This is a genomic window from Pedococcus aerophilus (genome assembly GCF_039532215.1).
Taxonomy (GTDB): Bacteria; Actinomycetota; Actinomycetes; order Actinomycetales; family Dermatophilaceae; genus Pedococcus; species Pedococcus aerophilus.
In genome coordinates, this window is the sequence record NZ_BAAARN010000001.1 from 105,687 (window position 1) to 127,304 (window position 21,618).

The 21,618-nt window shown below is 72.4% G+C and carries 15 protein-coding genes and 1 tRNA gene; 10 read left to right on the forward strand and 6 right to left on the reverse strand.

Translation table 11 applies throughout. The features are described from left to right. Positions 1–79 precede the first annotated feature (79 nt). From pyk to ABD286_RS00510, 5 genes are all read left to right on the forward strand, one after another. Positions 80–1,531: a pyruvate kinase gene (gene pyk, locus ABD286_RS00490; RefSeq protein ID WP_344189199.1), complete on the forward strand. Its 1,452-nt coding sequence runs from the start codon at positions 80–82 to the stop codon at positions 1,529–1,531. Between the two features lie 112 nt (positions 1,532–1,643). After that, positions 1,644–1,726, forward strand: a tRNA-Leu gene (locus ABD286_RS00495). 104 nt (positions 1,727–1,830) lie between these two features. Further along, entirely contained in the window at positions 1,831–2,442 is a 612-nt protein-coding gene (locus tag ABD286_RS00500; protein ID WP_344189201.1) for an ANTAR domain-containing response regulator, read from the forward strand. Positions 2,443–2,445: 3 nt separating this feature from the next. After that, a complete protein-coding gene (locus tag ABD286_RS00505) occupies positions 2,446–2,976 on the forward strand; it encodes a GNAT family N-acetyltransferase (RefSeq protein WP_344189202.1) in 531 nt (176 codons plus the stop codon). 238 nt (positions 2,977–3,214) lie between these two features. Further along, positions 3,215–3,796 (forward strand): GNAT family N-acetyltransferase, encoded by a 582-nt coding sequence (locus tag ABD286_RS00510; protein ID WP_344189203.1) that lies wholly within the window; start codon positions 3,215–3,217, stop codon positions 3,794–3,796. A 111-nt stretch (positions 3,797–3,907) separates the two neighbouring features. On the opposite strand, the gene ABD286_RS00515 is transcribed toward ABD286_RS00510, so the two are convergent. The 3 genes from ABD286_RS00515 to ABD286_RS00525 form a co-directional block, all read right to left on the reverse strand. Next, the gene (locus ABD286_RS00515; protein ID WP_344189205.1) at positions 3,908–5,269 is read right to left on the reverse strand and encodes a DUF1501 domain-containing protein; all 1,362 of its coding nucleotides are present in this window, start codon (positions 5,267–5,269) and stop codon (positions 3,908–3,910) included. Positions 5,270–5,278: 9 nt separating this feature from the next. Further along, positions 5,279–7,087, reverse strand: a complete 1,809-nt coding sequence (locus ABD286_RS00520; RefSeq protein WP_344189207.1) for a DUF1800 domain-containing protein — start codon at positions 7,085–7,087, stop codon at positions 5,279–5,281. A gap of 155 nt (positions 7,088–7,242) precedes the next feature. After that, on the reverse strand, positions 7,243–7,635 hold the full coding sequence (locus tag ABD286_RS00525; RefSeq protein ID WP_344193185.1) for a PaaI family thioesterase: 393 nt from the start codon (positions 7,633–7,635) through the stop codon (positions 7,243–7,245). 82 nt (positions 7,636–7,717) lie between these two features. Here ABD286_RS00525 and polA point away from each other — a divergent pair, with 82 nt between their 5' ends. From polA to ABD286_RS00540, 3 genes are all read left to right on the forward strand, one after another. Beyond that, positions 7,718–10,390, forward strand: a complete 2,673-nt coding sequence (gene polA, locus ABD286_RS00530; RefSeq protein ID WP_344189209.1) for a DNA polymerase I — start codon at positions 7,718–7,720, stop codon at positions 10,388–10,390. Between the two features lie 20 nt (positions 10,391–10,410). Then, the gene (locus tag ABD286_RS00535; RefSeq protein WP_344189211.1) at positions 10,411–12,069 is read left to right on the forward strand and encodes an MmpA family trehalose lipid delivery protein; all 1,659 of its coding nucleotides are present in this window, start codon (positions 10,411–10,413) and stop codon (positions 12,067–12,069) included. A gap of 104 nt (positions 12,070–12,173) precedes the next feature. Further along, positions 12,174–12,377, forward strand: coding sequence for a hypothetical protein (locus ABD286_RS00540; RefSeq protein WP_344189213.1), 204 nt, complete (start codon positions 12,174–12,176; stop codon positions 12,375–12,377). Between the two features lies 1 nt (position 12,378). Here ABD286_RS00540 and ABD286_RS00545 read toward each other — a convergent pair whose 3' ends face one another. Next, entirely contained in the window at positions 12,379–13,530 is a 1,152-nt protein-coding gene (locus tag ABD286_RS00545) for a glycosyltransferase family 4 protein (protein WP_344189215.1), read from the reverse strand. 134 nt (positions 13,531–13,664) lie between these two features. Here ABD286_RS00545 and ABD286_RS00550 point away from each other — a divergent pair, with 134 nt between their 5' ends. Beyond that, a complete protein-coding gene (locus tag ABD286_RS00550) occupies positions 13,665–14,369 on the forward strand; it encodes a class I SAM-dependent methyltransferase (protein WP_344189217.1) in 705 nt (234 codons plus the stop codon). Next, complete coding sequence (locus tag ABD286_RS00555) at positions 14,369–18,658, forward strand: alpha-(1->3)-arabinofuranosyltransferase domain-containing protein (RefSeq protein WP_344189219.1); 4,290 nt, start codon at positions 14,369–14,371, stop codon at positions 18,656–18,658. The genes ABD286_RS00550 and ABD286_RS00555 overlap by 1 nt, the downstream gene beginning before the upstream one ends. On the opposite strand, the gene ABD286_RS00560 is transcribed toward ABD286_RS00555, so the two are convergent. Beyond that, positions 18,562–19,803, reverse strand: coding sequence for an acyltransferase family protein (locus ABD286_RS00560; protein WP_344189221.1), 1,242 nt, complete (start codon positions 19,801–19,803; stop codon positions 18,562–18,564). The two genes, ABD286_RS00555 and ABD286_RS00560, sit on opposite strands and share 97 nt — an antisense overlap. After that, positions 19,800–21,569: a hypothetical protein gene (locus ABD286_RS00565; protein WP_344189223.1), complete on the reverse strand. Its 1,770-nt coding sequence runs from the start codon at positions 21,567–21,569 to the stop codon at positions 19,800–19,802. Before ABD286_RS00565 ends, ABD286_RS00560 begins: the two co-directional genes overlap by 4 nt. Positions 21,570–21,618 lie beyond the last annotated feature (49 nt).

Here is a 21,618-nt window from a genome sequence, read left to right on the forward strand (position 1 = left end):
GGTTGTTCACCGGGTGTTCGCGTGTCCGCAGGGTGACCGCGGTCACGTTCCCCGGAACGCCGGGCGATAGGGTCGAGCCATGCGTCGCGCCAAGATCGTCTGCACCCTCGGCCCGGCTGTCTCCAGCCCCGAACGCATCCGTGCGCTCGTCGATGCGGGGATGGACGTCGCCCGTCTGAACCTGTCCCACGGCGAGTACGCCGACCACGAGGCCATCTACCGGTCCATCCGCCAGGCCAGCGACGAGACCGGCCACGCGGTCGGAATCCTCGTCGACCTCCAGGGCCCGAAGATCCGCACCGGTCGCTTCTCCGGTGGTCCCGTGCTGCTGCCGACGGGCTCCGAGTTCACCATCACGACGCGCGAGATCGACGGCACGCAGACCGAGGTCGGGACGACCTACAAGGGCCTGCCGGGTGACGTGAAGCCCGGTGACGCGCTGCTCATCGACGACGGCAAGGTCGCGCTCGAGGCCGTCGAGGTCACCGACACCGACGTCCGCTGCCGCGTCACGGTCGGCGGCACGGTCAGCAACAACAAGGGCATCAACCTGCCCGGAGTGGCCGTCTCCGTCCCGGCCTTGTCGGAGAAGGACAAGGAGGACCTGCGCTGGGCGCTGGGTCTGCGCGCCGACATGATCGCGCTGTCCTTCGTGCGCTCGGCGAAGGACCTCGACGACGTGTACGAGGTCATGGACGAGGTCGGGGTGCGCCTGCCCGTCATCGCCAAGATCGAGAAGCCGCAGGCCGTCGACAACCTCGCCGAGATCATCGCGGCCTTCGACGGCGTCATGGTCGCTCGCGGCGACCTCGGCGTCGAGCTGCCGCTCGAGGAGGTGCCGCTGGTCCAGAAGCGCGCCATCGAGATCGCGCGCCGCAACGCCAAGCCTGTCATCGTCGCCACCCAGGTGCTCGAGTCGATGATCGAGAACCCGCGCCCCACCCGCGCCGAGGCATCGGACGCCGCCAACGCCGTCCTGGACGGCGCCGACGCGCTGATGCTGTCGGGGGAGACCAGCGTCGGTGCGTACCCGATCGTGGCTGTCGAGACGATGGCCCGCATCATCGAGAGCACCGAGGAGCACGGCCTCGACCGCATCCGCCCGCTCGGGACGAAGCCGCACACCATGGGTGGCGCGGTCTCGGCCGCCGCGGTCGAGATCGGCGAGCTGCTCGGCGCGAAGTACCTCATCACCTTCACGCAGTCCGGTGACACCGCGAAGCGGATGTCCCGCATCCGCCCGCGCATCCCCATGCTCGCCTTCACGCCGGAGTCGCACACCCGCTCGCGGCTGGCGCTGGCCTGGGGCATCGAGACGTTCCTCGTCCCGATGGCTCGGCACACCGACCAGATGGCGCGCCAGGTCGACAAGACCCTGCTCGCCGACGGCCGTGTCCAGGAGGGCGACCTCGTCGTCCTCGTCGCCGGTTCGCCCCCCGGCATCCCCGGCTCCACCAACGCCCTGCGCGTCCACAAGATGGGCGACGCGGTCAACAAGGTCGCGCCCGCCTACGAGGACCTCGAGGACTGACCTCCCGGCGTGCCGCCCGCCCCCGCGCGGCACGCCAGGAGTGGTGGCGGGCAGCACGCGAGCACGCTTGTATGCTGCTCCAGCACTGTTCGTCGGCCTGCCCGGCGTGTGCGCCGAAGTGGTGGAATGGCAGACACGGAGCACTCAAAATGCTCTGCTCGAAAGGGCGTGCGGGTTCGAGTCCCGCCTTCGGCACCGATGGTCTCGTGGGCTCGATGAGCCGCAGGTCACACTCCTTGGTGAGTCCCTGCGCCGGCCACGCAACGTGCCGTTAACGTGCGTCCCATAGGCTCAGTCCTGTGAGCGAGACCCAGTCGACGACGACCACCACCAAAGCACCCACTCGCATCCTCGTGGCGGAGGACGAGGCCCTCATCCGCCTCGACCTCGCCGAGATGCTGGCCGAGCTCGGCTACGAGGTGGTCGGGCAGGCGAGCAACGGCGAGCAGGCCGTGGAGATGGCCAAGGAGCTCACGCCCGACCTGGTCATCATGGACGTGAAGATGCCCGTCATGGACGGCATCACCGCTGCCGAGGAGATCGGCTCCGCGAAGATCTGCCCCGTGGTCATGCTCACCGCGTTCAGCCAGACCGAGCTCGTCGAGCGTGCGCGCGACGCGGGCGTCATGGCCTACATCGTCAAGCCGTTCACCGCCTCCGACCTCGGCCCCGCCATCGACATCGCCCGCCACCGCTGGACCGAGGTCAAGGCCCTCGAGAGCGAGATCGCGGACCTCGGGGAGCGCCTCGAGACGCGCAAGGCTGTCGACCGCGCCAAGGGCATCCTCATGAAGAAGCTCAAGATCTCCGAGGCCGAGGCCTTCCGCTGGATCCAGAAGACCGCGATGGACAGGCGCCTCGGCATGCGTGAGGTCGCCGACGCCGTCGTCAGCGGCATGGACAAGGCCTGACCCGTGGCTGTCGTGGTCCGTCGGGCCACTGCCGCTGACGCACCAGCCCTGGCTGCCGTCGCCTCGGCGACGTTCGCCCTGGCCTGCCCCCCGCACACCACGCAGGAGTCCATCGCGGCCTTCATCGCCGACGTGCTGTCGCAGGAGCGGTTCCAGGAGTACCTCGCCGACCCCGAACGCGACCTGTTCCTCGCCGAGGACGGCGCCGTCGCGACCGGGTACGCCATGCTCGTGACGGGGGAGCCGGGCGACCCGGACGTGCGAGGCGCCCTGGCGCACCGCCCCTCCTCGGAGCTCAGCAAGATCTACGTCCTGCCCGACCAGCACGGCGCCGGCACGAGCCGGCTGCTCATGACGGCCGCGCTGGACGCTGCCCGGGCTCGTGGGTCGCGGGGAGCGTGGCTCGGCGTGAACCAGCTCAACGAGCGCGCCCAGCGCTTCTACGCCAAGAGCGGTTTCACGCGCGTGGGCACCAAGCGCTTCCTCGTGGGCGACCGCTACGAGGACGACTACGTCTTCGAGCAGGCGCTGTGAGGGCTGCCGCGGCAGGCTCGAGGACCCCCCGCGACACCGTCACGAATCGTGCCCGCCGTGACGAAATGCCAGTCGTCGCAGGCAAGCCCATTCAGTTGTTCGGTTGAGTTCTGTTGAAGCCTTCACTAAACCGTCGGCGTGGCCCTAGAGTCCTACTCCTGACGGGTTTCCCGAACCGTCAGCGGCCCACGGGGGAGCCGCGCACACACGAGTCAGACCGTCCACGATGGAGGAACCGGTGAGCCGTCCCGCGATCAGCGTCAAGCGTGTGCGCGAGGACGAGCAGCGACCGTTCACCGAGTTGTGGATGTCCGCCCGTGTCGAGGCCGGCGTCAGCCCCGAGGTCGCCGCCCGAGCCGCCTCCGAGGGTCGCGTCGCCGCCGCCCTGGGCCGCGAGGACGTCCGGGCCTACGTCGCCATGGCCGACGGTCGTGCCGTCGGTTTCGCGGTCGCCGCGACCAGCCCGTTCTCCGCCCTCACCGAGGCCCCGTGCGTGACCATCGACCAGCTGTACGTCGTGCCGGAGGCGCGCAAGCACGGGGTCGCCCGCCAGCTCATGAGCGCGGTCACCGTCTACGCGGACTCGCGTGGCTGCGAGCAGATCGGCTGCAACGTCCCCGCCCAGCACCGTGAGGCCAACCGCTTCTTCGCCCGCCTCGGGTTCAGCTCGCAGGTCGTGCGACGCATCACCACCGTGTCGGCGCTGCGTCGACGGCTCGGCACGGACGAGCAGCGCACGCACTCGCTCGAGGCGCTGCTGCACCGCCGTCGGTCGCTGCGGGCGCGCGCCGCGCAGTCGGCCAACCGCCTCGCCGGCTGACCGACCCGGCCAACCGCCTCGCCGGCTGACCGACCCGGCCAACCGACGCCGGTCGGCCGACCGACGCCGGTCGGTCGACCGGGTCGCCGGTTGACCGACGTGTCTCGTGCCTCAGCTCCGGGGCTTGGCGATCCCGAGCCGCGTCGACGGCAGGCCGGGCAGCACCGTGCTCGCCGTGAGCCCGCACCGCTTCTCGAGGATCTCGCCGAGCACGATGCGGTAGTCCGTCGTGGCGTTGAGGTCACCGGCGAGCAGCTTGTCGGACGTCAGGCCCGGCCAGGTGCCGTAGACCTTGCCGCCGTTGACCCCGCCACCCATGACGAACGAGACGTTGCCGTACCCGTGGTCGACCCCGCCCGAGCCGTTCTCCGCGACGCGGCGGCCGAACTCCGAGAGCGTGACGAGGGTGACGCGGTCGCCCGCGGCGCCGAGGTCGGCGTTGAAGGCTGCCAGCGCCTTCCCGACCTCGGTGAGCTGGTTGTACATCCAGCCGCCGTCCGAGCGACCGAGGTTGACGTGCATGTCCCAGTTGCCGGAGTCGATGGTCACCGCGCGCAGGCCCACGCCCGCCTTGATGAGGCGGGCGGCGTCGCGCAGCGCGTCACCGAGGGCGCCATACGGGTATGCCGCGCCGCCGGCGGGCGTGTAGGGGGTGGCGGTCATGGCCGTCGTCGTCGCGACGGTGCCGATCGCGACCTCCGCCGGGGTCGCCAGCTGGGCCGGCGCGCCGACGTGCAGGGCGCTGAGGGCCTTGGTCCACCGGGTCATCTCGTTGGTGTCCCACGCCCCGGCCAGCTCGAAGCTGTCGAGGCTGCGCATGGCGAGCTCGACGGTCGGTCCCATGAGGGAGCGGGGTGAGCTCGTGGACGCGAGCGAGGTGGCGGCGAACGGCCCGGGAGTCGTGGTGGCGCCGACCATCCGGTCGAGCCAGCCGGTCCGCAGCGACGAGCCGGGCGCCGCGCGCTCCATCTCGTCCATGTCGGTGAAGTGCGAGCGGGTGGGGTTCGGCTGGCCGACGGCGTGGACCATGGCCAGGCGGCCCGAGGTGTACAGCGGGAGCAGGGGCGCGAGCGCCGGGTGCAGGGCGAACCGCGTGTCGAGCTTGAGGCCACGTGACTGCGGGACCGCGATGTTGGGGCGGGCCGTGTAGTAGGCCGGGTCGCCCACGGGGGCGACAGCCGTCAGGCCGTCGAAGCCGCCGCGGAAGGACAGCACGACCAGGGTGTCGCCGGTGTAGCCAGCGTCGGCGAAGGTGAGCTGGGTGGCCGCCTCCGCCGGGGACGAGCCGAGGGCGAACGTCGCCGCGGCGCCGAGCCCGGAGGCGGCCAGGAAGCCGCGGCGGGACATGCCGCCGGGTCCCCCGGCACGGGCGAACTCGGGGCAGCCGCAGCCGTCCGGACCCGCAGCCGCGGCAGGACTGCCCGTGCTCGTCGTCGGGGTGCTGCTGGTGTCGGTGGTGGTGGGGAGGGTCATCAGGGGGCCTCAGCGGGTTGCGAACTCGGGGGAGTCGAGGATCAGGGCGACGACGTAGGGCAGGCGCCAGCCGAGCGCTGCGTCGTTGGGGTTCAGGGTCGAGGTCGCGGTCCTGTCGAGGAACGCGCAGACCGCATCACGCTTGGCCGACGGCAGCGGCACCTGGATGAGGCGCTTGGACAGCGCGTCCACGTACGCGCCATACGTCGCCGGGGCGGTCGTGGGGAGCAGGGTGCGCAGCGACGGGTACCTCACCTTGGTGACGTTCGTGTCGTTGGCGGTCCAGGTCTGGTACATGTGGAAGTTCCAGGTGGCCAGGGTGGTCCCGGCACCGGCCCAGGCGCCTGCGACGTCCGGGTAGCCGTTGGGGGCGGGCCACCCCATCGGGGCCTGTCCCGCGGTCTGCGCCATCCACAGCAGGTCGTTCAGCCACGCCGGGGTGTCGGCACCGGGGGCCGCGCCGAGGACGCGGGCGGTGGAGACGATGTTCTCCAGGGGTCGCTTGGTCTTCTGACCTGCGGAGGCGGCGAACTCGGCCGAGGTCAGCAGGGCCTTGAGCACCGGCGCGATGCGGGTGTCGTTGGCGAGGTACACCTGGGCGAGCCGGTCGACCAGGGTGGCCGGAGGGGTGTCGGAGACGAACCGGACGGCGAGCTTGGTGGCGATGCGACGGGCGGTCTTCGGGTGCCTGGCGAGGTGGTTCAGGTACGAGTCGACCACGGGGGTCCCGGCGGGCGAGGCGTTGTCGTTCGTCCACCCGAGCAGGCTGAGCTTGCCGCGGTAGTGGTGCATGTCGCGCCAGAGGTACTCGCCGGTCTCGAAGTCGATGCCCATGCCGGTGAGGATGAGGGCGGACCGGCGGATGTCGGACTCCAGGTAGCCGCCGTCGACGCCGACGGTGTGCAGCTCGAGGAGCTCGCGGCCGAAGTTCTCGTTGGGGCTGCGCTTGGTCGAGTAGGCGTTGTCGAGCTGCTGGAGCATGGCCGGGTGCTTGGCCGCAGCCACGAGCATGTCGGAGTAGCGACCCAGGGCGTACCGGCGGATCACGTCGACGTGGTAGCGGTGGATGCTGTCCCACGCGTCACCCCACGGGCCGGCGACGACCAGGTGGTTGGTCCAGAAGTCGACCATGACCTCGAGCAGCTGGCGCTTGGACCAGATCGCCCGCGCGAGGTAGGACTGGATGATGGCGTAGCCGGCGTCGCCGGTGCTGTTGGGGTAGTACTTGTCGCGGACGCCCCAGATCTTGCTGCGCAGGATGGGCCACTGCTCGGCGACGAGGGCGTCGACGGTGGTGTCGGGCAGCGCCGAGGGGTTGAGCTGCGCGTCGATCCAGGCGGTGGTGCCCTGGGCGGTGATCTCGGCGACGAGGGACGGTGTCGCACCCCAGGAGGCGCGCCGGGCCAGGTGCAGGGCGGCGCTGGGGGCTGCCGCCGTGGTGGCCGTCGCGACCGCCCGCGTGGTCGCCGCCGTCGTGGTCGTCGGGGCGCTGACGGCGGTGCGTGGGGCGTACGCACGGTCGACCGTCCCGGCGGCGGGGGCCTCGGTGACGGCGGGCTTGGTCAGCTTCTGGGGGAGGGGGCGCTGCGTGACCGGGTTGGCGATGGTGGGGGCGGTGTATGCCGTCGGCGACTTGGACGGGGCCACGGAGTCGACGGCGGCGGCGGCCACGGCGCCCACGGCGCTGCGACGGGTGACCTTGGCCCGGACAGGTTCGGTCCGGCTGTCGGGAGTGGTGGGGGTGCCGGTCGCGGAGGGGGGTGACTGGGGGGAGTCGGTCGCGGCGGCAGAACGGTGGCGAAGGATGCTGGGGGGCACGTCATCGATCGTCTCCCGCAGGTCAGCGGGTCGTCGTCACCCGTTCGGGCCGTTCGACGGGGCACCTACGGACACCGTTGGCGGGCGACTTGACCTGCGCTTTGCCTGCGCCTGACCGGCTCGTGACGCAGGCCCCCCAGACGGTCACGACCGGGTCAGGAACCCGGGGCCGCGGAACGGACCAGGCACGTGATTCGGCAGGTGCAGACGCGCCGGTCCTGGTCGTCGGTGATGACGACGTCGTAGGACGCGAGCGTGCCTCCCAACGACAGTGCGGTCGCCGTGCCCGTGACGAACCCCGACCGGGCGGCCCGGTGGTGGGTGGCGTTGATGTCGAGCCCCACGGCGATCCGCTCGGGCCCGGCGTGCAGCGCGGCACCGATCGAGCCGAGCGTCTCGGCCAGGACGACCGAGGCGCCACCGTGCAGGAGGCCGTAAGGCTGGGTGTTGCCGGCGACCGGCATCCGGCCGACGACCCGGTCGGGCGTCCCCTCGACGATCTCGATCCCCATCCGGTGCAGGAGGGAGTCGGGGTTCATCGCCTGCATGGCGGCGAGGGCCGGACCGAAGTCGGGCGTCTGGTCGTCGGGGGTCGCGGGGGTGTCACTCATAACCAATAGGCTGCCATGCGTGAGTCGCCTCCTGCTCCTCGACGGACATTCCCTCGCCTACCGGGCCTTCTTCGCGCTGCCGGTCGAGAACTTCTCGACCAGCACCGGTCAGCACACCAACGCCGTCTACGGCTTCACGTCGATGCTCATCAACGTGCTCCGCGACGAGCAGCCGACCCACCTCGCCGTGGCCTTCGACGTCAGTCGCAAGACGTTCCGCAGCGAGGAGTACGCCGAGTACAAGGCGACCCGGTCGGCCACCCCGAGCGAGTTCCAGGGCCAGGTGGCGCTGGTCCGCGAGGTGCTCGACGCGCTCAAGATCCAGCACGTCCAGCTCGACGGCTTCGAGGCTGACGACATCATCGCGACGCTGACCACGCAGGCCACCGCGCAGGGCATGGACGTCGTCATCTGCACCGGTGACCGCGACGCGTTCCAGCTCGTCAACGACAAGGTCACCCTGCTCTACCCCGTCCGTGGCGTCTCCGAGGTCTGGCGGATGGACCCCAAGGCGGTCGAGGAGAAGTACCTCGTCGCGCCCGAGCGCTACAGCGACCTCGCCGCCCTCGTCGGCGAGACCAGCGACAACCTGCCCGGCGTCCCCGGCGTCGGGCCCAAGACCGCCGCGAAGTGGCTGGGTCTGTACGGCGACCTCCAGGGCGTCGTCGCCCACGCCGACGAGATCAAGGGCAAGGCGGGGGAGTCGCTGCGCGAGCACCTCAACGGCGTCCTGCGCAACCGACGCCTCAACCACCTGCTCACCGACCTCGAGCTCCCGGTCACCATCGACCAGCTCGAGCGGCAGAACTGGGACCGCGACCAGGTCCATACCGTCTTCGACAGCCTCGAGTTCCGGGTGCTGCGCGACCGCCTCTTCGAGTACCTCGAGGCCCCGACCGAGGAGGCCGAGCACGGCTTCGACCTCGAGGGCAGCGTGCTCGCCCCCGACGAGGTGGCCGGTTGGCTGACCGAGTATGCCGCCGCCGGAGCCCGCGTCGGCGTGCACGTCGTGGGCAGCTGGGGCCGCGGCACCGGGGACGTCACCGCCCTCGCGCTGGCCACCGACGGTGACGCGGCGGCATACGTCGACGTCACCTCGCTGGACACCGCCGGCGACTCCGCGGTCGCGGCCTGGCTGGCCGACCCGACCCGACCCAAGGTGCTCCACGACGCGAAGGGACCGCTCCTGGCGCTCGCGGCCCGCGGTTGGGCGGTCGACGGCATCGAGACCGACACGGCCCTCGCCGCCTACCTCGTGCGGCCCGACCAGCGGTCCTACGACCTGTCCGACCTCGTGCTGCGCCACCTCGGCCGGGAGCTGCGGGCCGAGACGGCCGACAGCGGCCAGGGGCTGCTCGACTTCGGCGACGACCAGGACACCGGGGCGCAGGAGGCGATGGTGCGGGCCCGCGCCGTGCTCGACCTCGCCGCGTCCCTGGCCGAGCAGCTCGAGGCGACCGGCGGCACCTCGCTGCAGCGCGACGTCGAGCTCCCGCTCGAGCACGTGCTCGCAGGCATGGAGCGCCTCGGCATCGGCGCCGACACCGAGACCATGACCGGGCTGGAGGCCGACTTCGCGGCCAAGGTGCGCGAGGCCCAGCAGGACGCCTACGACGCGATCGGTGGCGACCAGATCAACCTGGGCTCGCCCAAGCAGCTCCAGGTCGTGCTGTTCGAGACCCTCGGCCTGCCCAAGACGCGGCGCACCAAGACCGGGTACACCACCGACGCCGACGCACTCACGGACCTGTTCACCAAGACCGAGCACCCGTTCCTGGAGGCGCTGCTGCGCCACCGTGACGCCTCCCGCCTGCGGGTCACCGTCGAGGGTCTGCTCAAGTCGGTGGCCGACGACGGCCGCATCCACACGACGTACCAGCAGACGATCGCGGCGACCGGTCGGCTCAGCTCGACCGACCCCAACCTCCAGAACATTCCGATCCGCACCGACGAGGGTCGTCGCATCCGTGAGGTGTTCGTCGTCGGCGAGGGCTACGAGTCGCTGATGTCGGCCGACTACAGCCAGATCGAGATGCGGATCATGGCGCACCTGTCCGGCGACGAGGGCCTCATCGAGGCCTTCCGCACCGGCGAGGACCTGCACCGGTTCGTCGGGTCGCGGGTCTTCCACGTGGAGCCCCAGGACGTCACCTCGGCGATGCGGTCCAAGGTCAAGGCGATGTCGTACGGCCTGGCCTACGGACTGTCGGCGTTCGGCCTGTCCAAGCAGCTCACCATCTCCACCGGTGAGGCGCAGGGCCTGATGGACGAGTACTTCGCCCGGTTCGGTGGCGTGCGCGACTACCTCACCGAGGTCGTGGCCCAGGCCCGGGGGACCGGCTACACCGAGACGATGCTGGGGCGCCGTCGCTACCTGCCGGACCTCACGTCCGACAACCGCCAGCGCCGCGAGATGGCCGAGCGGATGGCCCTCAACGCCCCGATCCAGGGTTCGGCCGCCGACATCATCAAGCTCGCCATGCTGCGCGTCGACAAGGCCCTGACCGAGTCGGGTGCGCAGTCGCGCCAGCTGCTCCAGGTCCACGACGAGCTCGTCCTCGAGATCGCACCGGGGGAGCGCGACGACGTCGAGGCGCTGGTGCGTCGCGAGATGGGCGGGGCCATGGAGATGGACGTCCCGCTCGAGGTCAGCGTCGGCGTCGGCCGGTCCTGGCACGACGCCGCCCACTGAGCGGGACCGGCACCGTCCCCGTGCGCCGGCTCGCCGGGCTCCGCCCGTTCGCCCTGCCGCTCGGTGTGACGCTCGGGCTCACCGCCTGGGTGTGCGCCGGGTCATGGGGCTGGTCGTCGAGCGGGGCGACCGGCGGGGCGACCGGCGGCTGGGGGGCCGGATGGTTCCTCTACCGCGACTTCGTGGCCGTCCCGGAGCCCCGGCTCGGTCCGCAGAGCCTCGGGGTGTCCGGGGCAGCCGCTCGGGCCGTCCCGCTCGACGCGGTGACGACCGCGCTGGCCTTGGTGGTCCCGACCTCGGTGCAGCAGCAGCTCATGCTCGCGGGGGTCCTGGTCCTGGCCGGCCTCGGGGTCGCTGTGCTGCTGCGAGCCCACGGCACCGTGGCGATGGCCTGCGGTGCGGCGGTGGCGGTGTGGAACCCGTACGTCGCGGAGCGGCTCCTCCTCGGCCAGCCGCCGACCCTGCTGGCCTACAGCATGGCCCCGTGGATCGTCCTCGCCGTGCGCCACCCCGGCCCGGCCGGTCGGCGCCTGGCCCTGGTGGTCCTCGCCGCCCTCCCTGCGGCGCTGACGCCGTTCGGCGGCGTCGTGGCCGCCGTGGTGGCGGTCGCAGCATCGCTCGCGACCCCCGCGCGCAGGACCAGGGGCTGGCTCGCGTCCGTGCTCGTCGTGGCCTTCCTTTGGTGCCTGCCGTGGCTGGCCGCCGCCACGACGGGTCCCGGGGTCGTGGCCGACCGCGACGGTGCCATCGCGTTCGCCGTGGGCGCCGACTCGCCACTGGGCACCGTGGGGTCCGTCCTCATGCTGGGTGGCGCGTGGGCGCCCGGTGCGCGTCCGTCGTCGCGCCTCGACCTGCTCCCGGTGCTGGCCTCCCTCGCCATTCTTCTCCTGGCCGCTGCGGGTGTGCTCGCACACGCCCGCCGCGGGCGGCGCCGGGCCGCAGTCGTCCTGGCCACCCTCTACGCAGGCCCTGTCTGCGTCGTCCTCCTGCTGTCCACGGGGCCGGGTCTGGCGCTGTTCACCGTGGCCCAGGACGTCCCCGGGGTGGCGATCTTCCGTGACACCCACCGGCTGCTCGGCCTGTCGGCACTCGTCTGCGCCGTGGGGGTGGGTCTGGCCGCCGGTGCCCTCACCAGGTGGTTCGCTGCTCGTCCGCCTGCGGGTGGACGAGGCCCGAGCGCCGCGCCGGTGTTCGGAGCCGGTCTCGTCGTGCTCGCCCTGACCGTCCTCACCGTCCCCGACCTGCCCGGCCTGGTCGCCCGGTCCTACCGCCCGGTCGCCTACCCGCCCAGCTGGCAGCAGGTGGTCGACGCCGTGGAGTCGACGCCCGGCGACGGTGCGGTGCTCGTGCTGCCCTGGCAGCCGTTCCGCAACCCCGCGTGGGCCGGGGGGCAGCCGTTCCTCGACCCCCTGCCCCGGGCGCTGGACCGCGAGGTCCTGTCGTCGTTCGACCTCACCGTGGCCCGGGACGACCGGGCGCTCGTCGTCGGCGGTGGCGACCCCGCGGAGTCCCGCGCCTGGGCAGCAGGTCGGCTCGATCCTGCGGTGCTGGACCGGCTCGGGATCTCGGTGGTCGTCGAGTGGCAGGGGACGGCCGGCCGACTGCCGTCCTCGCACGCCGGGCTGGTGGCGGTGCTGCGGTCGCCGGAGTTCACCGTGTGGTCGCGCCGTACCGGGTGAGAACGCCTCGCAGGGGACACGCACGGAAGTTTCCGCAGAAGTGGGTCGGGAGGGCAACCAGCGGGTAACATCCTCGCAACATCACCACCAGGAGGCCCCAGGTCATGCAGTTCTTTCGCCGTGGCGAGCGCGGTGCCATCGAGTCGGCTGCGGCCGTCACCTTGCTGAGCGTCGTCCTGGGTGGTGGCGCGGCAGCGGCTGCCGTCGTCACCGTGGTCAACACCTCCGCCCCCGACGACACCTCGGCGGTGCAGACCGGGCCGAAGGACATCGTCGACCCGCAGACCCTGATCCCCTACGGCGGCTGACTCAGCCCCGGACTGTCAGCGACTGGGCGTCGGTCATCGCGACCGGCGCCTTTCCGCGTGCCGTATGCAGCAGCAGACGCTCCCAGGCCCCGACCGTTCCCGACCAGGTGAACTGCCGGGCGTAGTCGCGTGCGTGGGCTCCCATCTCCTCGCGGGCCTCGTGGTCGGCCAGCAGCCTCGCCACCTCGTGCGTCATCTCGTCGAGGTCGTCCACGAGGACGCCGGTCCGCTGGTGCACGATCGACTCCGAGAGACCACCGGCGTTGGTGTAGGCGATGGTGGGCACCCCGTGGCTGGCGGCCTCGACGACGCACAGGCCCCACCCCTCCTTGACGCTGGGCGCCAGGGCGAGCCAGGCGCCGGCGAGCTCGGCGTGCTTGACGCCGTCCTCGACGAACCCCAGCAGGTCCACGTCGTCGGCCATCCCGGACTGCTCCGCGTGGGCGGCGATCTCGTCGTGCCACCAGCCCTGCCCGATCACGCGCAGGCGCAGTCCCGGGGTCGTGGGCCGAAGCCGCGCCAGGACGTCGATGGCGTGCTCGACGCGCTTGTGCGGGACGAGCCGACCCAGGACCACGATCGTCGGGTCGGGGCGACGGGCCGTCCCCAGGGCGACGGGCTCGTCCGTGCCGTTGTGGATGACCGCGATGTGCTGCTCGTCGACGCCGAGGCCGGCGAGCTCCTCGCGGGTCCGCTCGGAGACGGCGACGTACTGCCGGCCGCGGTACGCCCTGGGGGACAGCCGGCTCTCGATGAGCCAGCCGATCCGCGCCGACACCGGGCCGAAGACGACGGGCCACTGCTCGCGGTGCACGTGGTGGATCAGCGAGACGACCGGCGACCTGGTGGACAGCACCGACAGGAACGGCACACCGTTCTGCACGTCGACCACGACGTCGTAGCGCCCGTGCGCACGCTCGTCGGCGCGCAGCGCGCGGGTCGACGCGGCATACACCCCGAGGCGGCCGCCCTGCCGACGCACGTGCACCCCCTCCACCGTCTCGGAGGCCGGGGCATCGCCGTGCGCGGCGCAGTACAGCGTCACCGTGTGACCTCGCGCCACGAGGCCGCGGCACACGGTCTCGGCGTAGTGCTCTGCGCCGCCGCCCTCGGGGTGCGTGGAGTCACGCCAGTTCAGGAAGGCAATGCGCACAGTCGCTCCGTTGCGAGTCAGGGGTGGGGCTGATGGAGAAATGTAGCCCGCCCGGACAGCCTGCCGGGTCAGCCTTGTCGCGCACGTCACCCGATCGTCCCGCGGCGCCTCCGCGCGGCAGCCTGCGTCGGTCGGTGGCGCTGTTCCGTGCCTTCCTCGTGGAGCAGACCGACCCCGACCGCTTCTACTCGTTGCTGGCGGCCGACTCCGTCGCCGAGGCAGCGCGGTGGTTCGACCTCGTGGGAGCGGACGTCGTGGACGTCGGTGGTGGCCCCGGCTACTTCGCGGACGCGTTCCGCGACGCCGGCGCCAGGTACGCCGGGATCGAGCCGGACGCCGGCGAGCTCACCGCCCGCGGGCTCGTCGGGACCAACGCGCTGAGGGGGTCGGGTCTGCAGCTCCCGATCGCCGACGCGTCGGTCGACTGCGCCTACTCCTCCAACGTCCTCGAGCACGTCCCCGACCCCGAGGGCATGGCCGAGGAGATGCTGCGGGTCACCCGCCCGGGCGGCACGGTCGTCATCTCCTGGACCCCGTGGCTGTCGCCGTGGGGAGGCCACGAGACCGCGCCCTGGCACTACCTCGGTGGCCGCCGGGCCGCGGACCGGTATGCCGCGCGGCAGGGTCACCGACCGAAGAACGACTTCGGCGTGTCCCTCTTCGCGTGCTCCGTCGCCCGGATGGACCGCTGGGTGAGGCAGGCGGTGCGCGAGGAGCGCGTTCGCGTCGTCGAGGTCCTGCCGCGGTACCACCCGCGCTGGGCCCGCTGGGTGATCCGGGTGCCGGGACTGCGCGAGGTGGCCTGCTGGAACGCCGTCATCGTCGTGGAGAAGCTGTAGTGAGCTCGGCGGCAACGGGTCGCGGCTCGGACCGGAGCGGCCAGGATGACGGGGCCCGCGCGGATCACGTCGACGGCACGGGGTTCATCTGGCGGGCCAGGCTCGCTGCGGTCGTGGTGCTCCTCGCAGCCCTGGCGTTCCGTCAGGCACCGGGTCTCATCGTCCCTGACACGAAGCTCGACCTCACCGCCGACCCGGGTGCCTTCCTCCTGCGTGCCCTGCACATCTGGGACCCCCAGGGGGCACTCGGACAGCTGCAGAACCAGGCCTACGGCTACCTGTTCCCGGTGGGGCCCTTCCACCTCGTCCTGCTCGAGCTCGGTCTGCCCGAGTGGGTCGTGCAACGACTCTGGTGGACCGTGGTCCTCTCCGTGGCGTTCCTCGGGATGTGGCGCCTGTCCGGGGCGTTGCGGATGGGGACGCCGTGGACGCGGCTGCTGGGGTCGCTGCTGTTCGCGCTGAGTCCACGGATGATGAGCGAGCTCGCGGTGACCTCTGTCGAGGTGTGGCCGCTCGCGGTGGCGCCCTGGGTGCTGGCGCCCCTCGTCGACCGCCGGGAGCGGGGCTGGACCTGGCGGATCAGTCGCTCCGCGGTCGCCGTGCTGTGCCTCGGTGGGGTCAATGCCGTCGCCAGCGGGGCTGCCCTGGTCCTCCCCGCGCTGTGGTTCGCCACCCGCACGCCCGTCCGGCGCGCTGTCCTCCCCGCGCTGGCCTGGCTCGGTGCCGTCGTCCTCACGTGCCTCTGGTGGCTCGTGCCGCTCGTCCTGCTCGGCCGGTTCAGCCCGCCGTTCCTCGACTGGATCGAGGACGCCCGGGTGACGACCGGCCTGGCCAGCACGGTGAACGCCGTACAGGGCACCTCCGCCTGGCTGAACTTCCTCGTCGGGCCGTCCGGGCCCAGCTGGCCCGCGGGGTGGCTGCTCGTCACGACTCCGGCGCTGATCCTCGCGACCGCGGCGGTGGCCGCCCTCGCCCTGGCCGGCCTGAGTCGTCCGGACATGCCGGAGCGGGTCTTCCTCCTCGTGGCGACGGTCGTCGGCCTCGCACTGCTCACCGCCGGTTTCGCCGGGTCCGGACACTCCCCGTTCGACGCCCAGGTCCGGGCGCTGCTCGACGGACCGCTCGCGCCGCTGCGCAACACGCACAAGTTCGAGCTGGTCCTGCGCGTGCCGCTGGTCCTCGGACTCATCCATGCGACCACCTGCATCGGACGGGCGCTCGCCGCGCCGTCCCGGTCCCGCTGGGTGGCCGCGGTCCCGGGGTGGCTGACCCCGGTCCTGTCGGTCGCACTAGTCCTGGGCGCCACGGCCCCCGCGGTGGCGGCCGAGCTGCCGAGACAGGGGGCGTACCAGGCCATCCCGGGTTACTGGCACGAGGCGGCACGGTGGCTCGACGGCAGGAGCGGACCCGGGTCGGTCCTCGTCGAGCCGGCCGCAGCCTTCGCCGACCTGCGGTGGGGATCGCCCAAGGACGAGCCGTTGCAGGCCATCGCCGACCGCGCGTTCGTCGTCCGGGACGCCGTGCCGCTGGGGTCCGCCGGAGCCACGCGGGTGCTCGACGAGGTGGAGGGACGCCTCGGACAGGGACGTGGAGGCGAGGACCTGGCGTCGCTGATCGGCTCGCTGGGTGTGCGTTACGTGCTCGTGCGCAACGACCTCACCGTCGCAGCCCAGGGCTCCCCGCCGATGGCCGTGCACGAGGCGCTGCGTGAGTCGGGGCTGACGGTGGCAGCCGCGTTCGGGCCGACCGTGCAGAGCCCGGTCGAGACGCCGGACCTCACCGTCGACGAGCGCACCCTGCTGGCGTTCCGCAGTCTCGAGGTCTACGAGGTGCGGCCGGCCGGCGCTCGGTTCGTGGCTGCCTCCGACGTCTACACGGCGACCGCGGGCCCGGAGAACCTCCCCGAGCTGCGGGAGGTGACCGGCGTCGGCAGCGCCGGTCTGCTGGGCTCCGACGCGGGCGGGGCGCCGGGTCTCGCGGACTCCGGGCGGCACGTGCTCACCGACGGCAACCGGCGTCGCGAGACGTTCTTCGGGACGCCGACCGACAACACCTCGACCACGCTGACGGCCGACGACCCGGGCCGCCTCGGACGCCGGGCCCTCGACTACGACTCGGACCCGGGCGCGCCGCGCAGCGTGCTGGCCTGGTCGGGCATCGCCGGGGTGACGGCGTCCTCCTCGGCTTCCGACGCCGGCGCCACGATCCGGCTGGGGCCGGGGTCGTCCCCAGCTGCTGCCGTCGACGGCGACCCGACCACCCGCTGGGTGTCGGGCAGGTACCTGTCGGCGGTGGGCGAGTGGCTGGAGCTGGACCTCGGGCAGGCACGATCCCTCGAAGGGTTGCGGGTGCGGTTCAGCACCGCGGCCCCGGTCACGAGACGTCCCACCCAGGTCACCGTCAGGACGGACACCGGGACCGGGACGGCGGTCGTCGTCGCAGACGGCTCGGCCGAGCCGGTCATCGCCCCACCCGGGCCGACGCAGCGACTGCGACTGCAGCTGTCGGCCGTCGAGGCCGGGGGGCAGCCCAACGGCTTCGCCGTCGCCGAGATCGAGCTGCCCGGCCTGGCCGCCGATCCGGTCGTCGCGGTGCCCGCCCGCCCCACCACGGTGCGACCTGCCGGCCCGGACGGTCCTGTGGTCGCCGGCGACGCCGGTGCCGGTGCCGGTGTCGGTGTCGGTGTCGGTGTCGGTGTCGGGGCGATCATCGTGCGTGACGAGCGGCCGGGCCGGTCCGGGTGCCTGCACCAGGATTCCCGGCCACTGTGCAGCGCGCGGTTCGAGCGGGCGGACGAGGAGCCCCGAGGGCTGTCTCGCACCTTCGACCTCACGGCGCGGAGCACCTACACGACGTCGGTCACGGCGCGGGCCCGCGACGGCCAGGCCCTCGAACGACTCCTCGAGGTGCCGGACTCGATCAGGGCCGAGGCGAGCTCGCGCGAGGTCCAGGCTCCTGAGGGCCGCCCGGGGGCGGCTGTCGACCGGGACCTGGGGACCGGGTGGATCGCCGCACCCACCGACGAGACGCCGACCCTGGACCTGTTCCTCCCACGCACCCGGACGGTCAGCGGTCTGCAGCTCCTGCGGGACGACTTCCTCGCTGCCTCGCGACCGTCCCAGGTCGACGTCCGGGTGGGCGACGGTCCCAGCCGACGCGTCTCCGTGGACGCCGACGGGACGGTGCGGCTGCCGGCCACCCGGGGGGACCGGGTGCGCATCGACTTCGTCAGGTCGACCCCGCTCGTCAACATCGACGCGGTCTCAGGCTTCCGCTCGCAGCGGCCCGTCGGGGTCAGCGAGATCAGGGTCCTGGGCGCGGACGACCTGCGCCGGCCCGTGGGCCGCGACCGGGAGGTGAGCGTCCCGTGCGGGTTCGCCCCGACGGTCCGGGTCGACGGACGTGACCTGGTGACGTCTCTGCGGACCACCGTCGGCGCCGTCCTCGACCGCAGGGACGTGCAGCTCGAGCCGTGCGGGCTTGACGCAGGTCGGGTCGACCTCGGCCCCGGCAAGCACGGGCTGACCGTTCGAGCCACGGCGGAGCTCGCCCCGTTGACGGCGTCCCTGGTCGACCGTGACACCTTCACCGGTCGCCTCGTCGGACCCGGGACGAGTGCCTCGCTGGAACGCGACACCCCCACGTCGATGCGGCTGTCGGTCCCGACCCGGTCGACGCCCGGTCTCCTGGTCGTGCCGCAAAACTTCAGTGCCGGGTGGTCCGCGGTGGACTCCTACGGTCGTGACCTCACTGCGGTCAGGGTCGACGGGTGGCAGCAGGGTTGGGTGCTGCCGGCGGGCGGGTCGACCACGGTCACGGCGCAGTTCGGTGCCGACACCGCGTACCGCGCAGCCCTGGCCACCGGACCGCTCGTGGCCGTGCTCCTCGGACTGACCCTGCTGCGGGGTCGTGGACGACGCCTCCTCCCGGCACCGGCATGGACGGCGCTCGCGGCCCGGACGGGACCGGCTGTCGTGGGGCTGATCCTCGTGGGGGTGGCCCTGTCCCTCGTGGCGGGGTGGGTCGGGCTCGCGGCGACGGTCGTCGGCGGTGCCGTCGCCCACCTCACCGGACGGCTGTGGGCCGGGTGGACGCGGTCGGCGGCGGCAGCGGCCCTCGCCCTGTCCTCGGGTGTGGTCGTCGCCGCGCAGCCGTGGACCGGTGGTGCGGCCGCCACCGACTCGGTGCTGGCTCAGGGACTGGTGCTCGCGGGGGTGGTCGTCGCGGTCGGGATCGCCTCACCGGCACCGTCGAGGTCGTCCAGGGACGAGGAGCGGCGCACGTCGTAGCCCCGGTCGCGGCGTCCCCGGCGCATGAGCGGTCGTTCGAGCAGGTGGTAGCTCGCGCTGGCCACGGCTGCCGTGACCAGGAGCGTGCCGACCCACAGGCGCAGGAAGTCGCCGTCGAAGGGGCGGTGGTCGAGGACCCGCTCCAGCCAGGCCAGCACGGTCACGTGGTAGAGGAAGAAGCCGTAGGAGATGCCGCCGGCGAACGCCCAGGGAGCCGAGCCGAGCGAGCGCACAGGACCTGCTTCGTCCTGCCGTCTCGTGGCGCTCACGGTCGGGAGGACCACGAGGGCAGCGACGAGGCCGTAGGCCAGCGACTTGGTGAAGGCGGCGCCCGGGGTGGTCTCGGTGAGGCCGAGCGGACCCGCCACGGGCGTGGTCAGGAAGGCGTAGGCCGCGGCGGCGAACGCCCAGCAGGTCCACGGGTGCGCTGCCAGCTCGTCGAGCCGAGGGGTGCTGGCGTGCCCCGAGGCCCGGGCCACGTTCCACACCGCGAGGGCCATGCCCAGCCCGAACCACCCGAGGTACCCGGGCAGCCACAGACCCCACAGGCTGTGGTCGGTCGCGGTGACCGCGGCCATCCAGGCGGGTCCGGCCAGCACGGTCAGGGCCAGCACGGCTACGGTGGACCCGGCCCAGCGGCGGGGGCTGCCGGGGAGCCGGTGCAGGAGCACCGCGGCGCCGGGCAGCAGGAGGTAGAAGGCCGCCTCCGTGGCGAGGCTCCACAGCTGCGTCAGTCCGGCGACCTGCTGCCCGTCCTGGTAGATCTGGACGAGGAGGGCGTGCCGCAGGTAGCGCGAGAGGCCCACGTCGTCCGCGTGCGGGAGGGTCACCGCCGCGAGGAGGACGGCCACCCACAGCGCAGGGAGGATGCGCACGGCCCGGTGCCAGAGGTAGGGCCGGGTGGACGGGGACGCGGTGTCGAGCATCCGTGCGACGACGTGGGGTCGGTAGAGCAGGAACCCGGACACGACGAAGAACAGCGCCACGCCGATGTCGAGGCGGGCGAGGAAGCCTCCCCAGGCCCCTTGCACCGAGGCTCCGCTGGTGAACCCGACGTGCGTGGTCATCACGGCGAGCGCCCCGATGGCGCGCAGGCCGTCGACGGCCGGGAAACGGTCCCGGAGCGTGATGTCGTGGAGCCTCATCGGGTCGGCTCCACGAGGCCGACCTCGGTGGTCCCGATGCACACCGACGTCGAAGGGTCGGTGGACACGAGCCGGATCTCCGTCGCGGGCTTGCCGACCACCGCGAGCGGGTCGTTGAGGTAGGCCGTGAGCAGCCCGGACGGCCAGGCCTCGGTGTGGGAGGTCAACGCCGAGACGCTGCCGTCACGGGCGTCCACGAGCTCGACCCGGACCCGCGCGTCGGGGTTCGCCAGGTAGGCCATCTTCACGTACCAGTTCGCTTCGGGGACCGGGTGGTCCAGGGGGATCGTCACGGTACCCGCGCCGACCAGCTTGAGCCCACAGTCCGGGGGCACGACCCCCGTGGCCCAGACCTGGAAGTCGGCGGGGCGCAGGCGCCCGCTCTCGTCGACGACCCTGGGCGCACCGTCCGGCTGCTGGAACCGCACGTCGATCCCGGCGACGGACAGGATGTCGCCGAGTCGCCGGTGCTCGTTGATGAAGGGGGCGATCGTCGTCGGGACGGTGGTGTCCCAGATGTTCGGCGGGCTGCCGGCCTCGTCGACCTCGTCGGCCAGCGTCGCGAAGTAGGCCGGAGCCGGGTTCTGCCCCCACATCGCCCCGAAGGTCACGTGGGAGACGACCGCGCCGACGAACCAGGCGCCCACGAGGGGGACGACCAGCCTCGTCGGGAGCCCGCGTGGGACGTGGCGCTCCGAGGCGACCAGCCCGGGGCGGCCACCCGTAGGCCACGGCAGGGCCCGGTGCAGGGTGAGCACGGTGGCCAGGACCAGGGGCAGCCCCAGGTCGGACCAGTAGTGGTAGTGCCTCGTCAGGCTGTCGCCGAACTGGAAGTAGCGCCCGACCGACACGAGCAGGACGGTGGCCACCACGAACACGGCGGCCGAGAGCCAGAGCAGGAGCACCGCGCGGTGGTGTCGCCAGGTCAGGACGAGCAGGAACAGCAGGACCACTGCGCCGAGCAGCTGCGCGACGACCGGAGGGTCGGCGAAGCCGTACGGTGCGGTGTCGGTCCACGTCCAGGGCCCACCGACGAAGGGCATCAGCACCGACTCGCGCACCGAGTCGAAGAGCAGGCGCAGCTCCACCTCGACCCCCGGCCAGCGCGCCGTGTCGGCACGGCGCCGGGGGAGGACCACCGCGGCATACGCGACGACGGGCACCAGCATGGTCACCGACCACAGGGCCACGTCCACGAGGCGCCGTCGGACGCCGACCCTGCTGATGATCCAGCCCAGCGCCAGGGCGGTGGTGACGACCAGACCAGCCTTGAGCCAGAAGGACAGGACCAGTGCCAGCGCGACGGGTCCCAAGACGAGGGCCCGCCGACGGTGGTCCGCGAACCAGTCGACGGCGCAGTGCAGCAGGACGAGGGCGAAGAACTGGGCGTGGACGTCGTTGACACCGGCCGAGAGCTGGGCGAACGCCTGGAGCAGCAGCGGGGAGACCCCGTACCAGGCCGCACCGAGCAGGGCCCAGGTGCTCGAGCCGACCAGGCGGAACAGCAGCGAACCCAGCAGGAAGATGTCGGCGGCGAGGAAGAGGCAGCGCCACACGACCGTGAACGTGTAGCTGAAGTCCCCGAACTCGGCGAACACGGCGAACACCACCCGCAGCCCCGGGACGATGTGGTCGTTGGCCGGGGCGAACAGGACGCCGGGGGAGAACCCGCGCTGTCCGTACACGAGCAGGTCGAGGTCGTCGGCGAACCACGACCCGCGCGCCGTCGCGAGCCCCAGCACGAGGGGGACCACAATGGCGACCACCGCCAGTCGTGTGGCGAAGTCACGCGAGCTGGGTGCCCACCGGCGCATC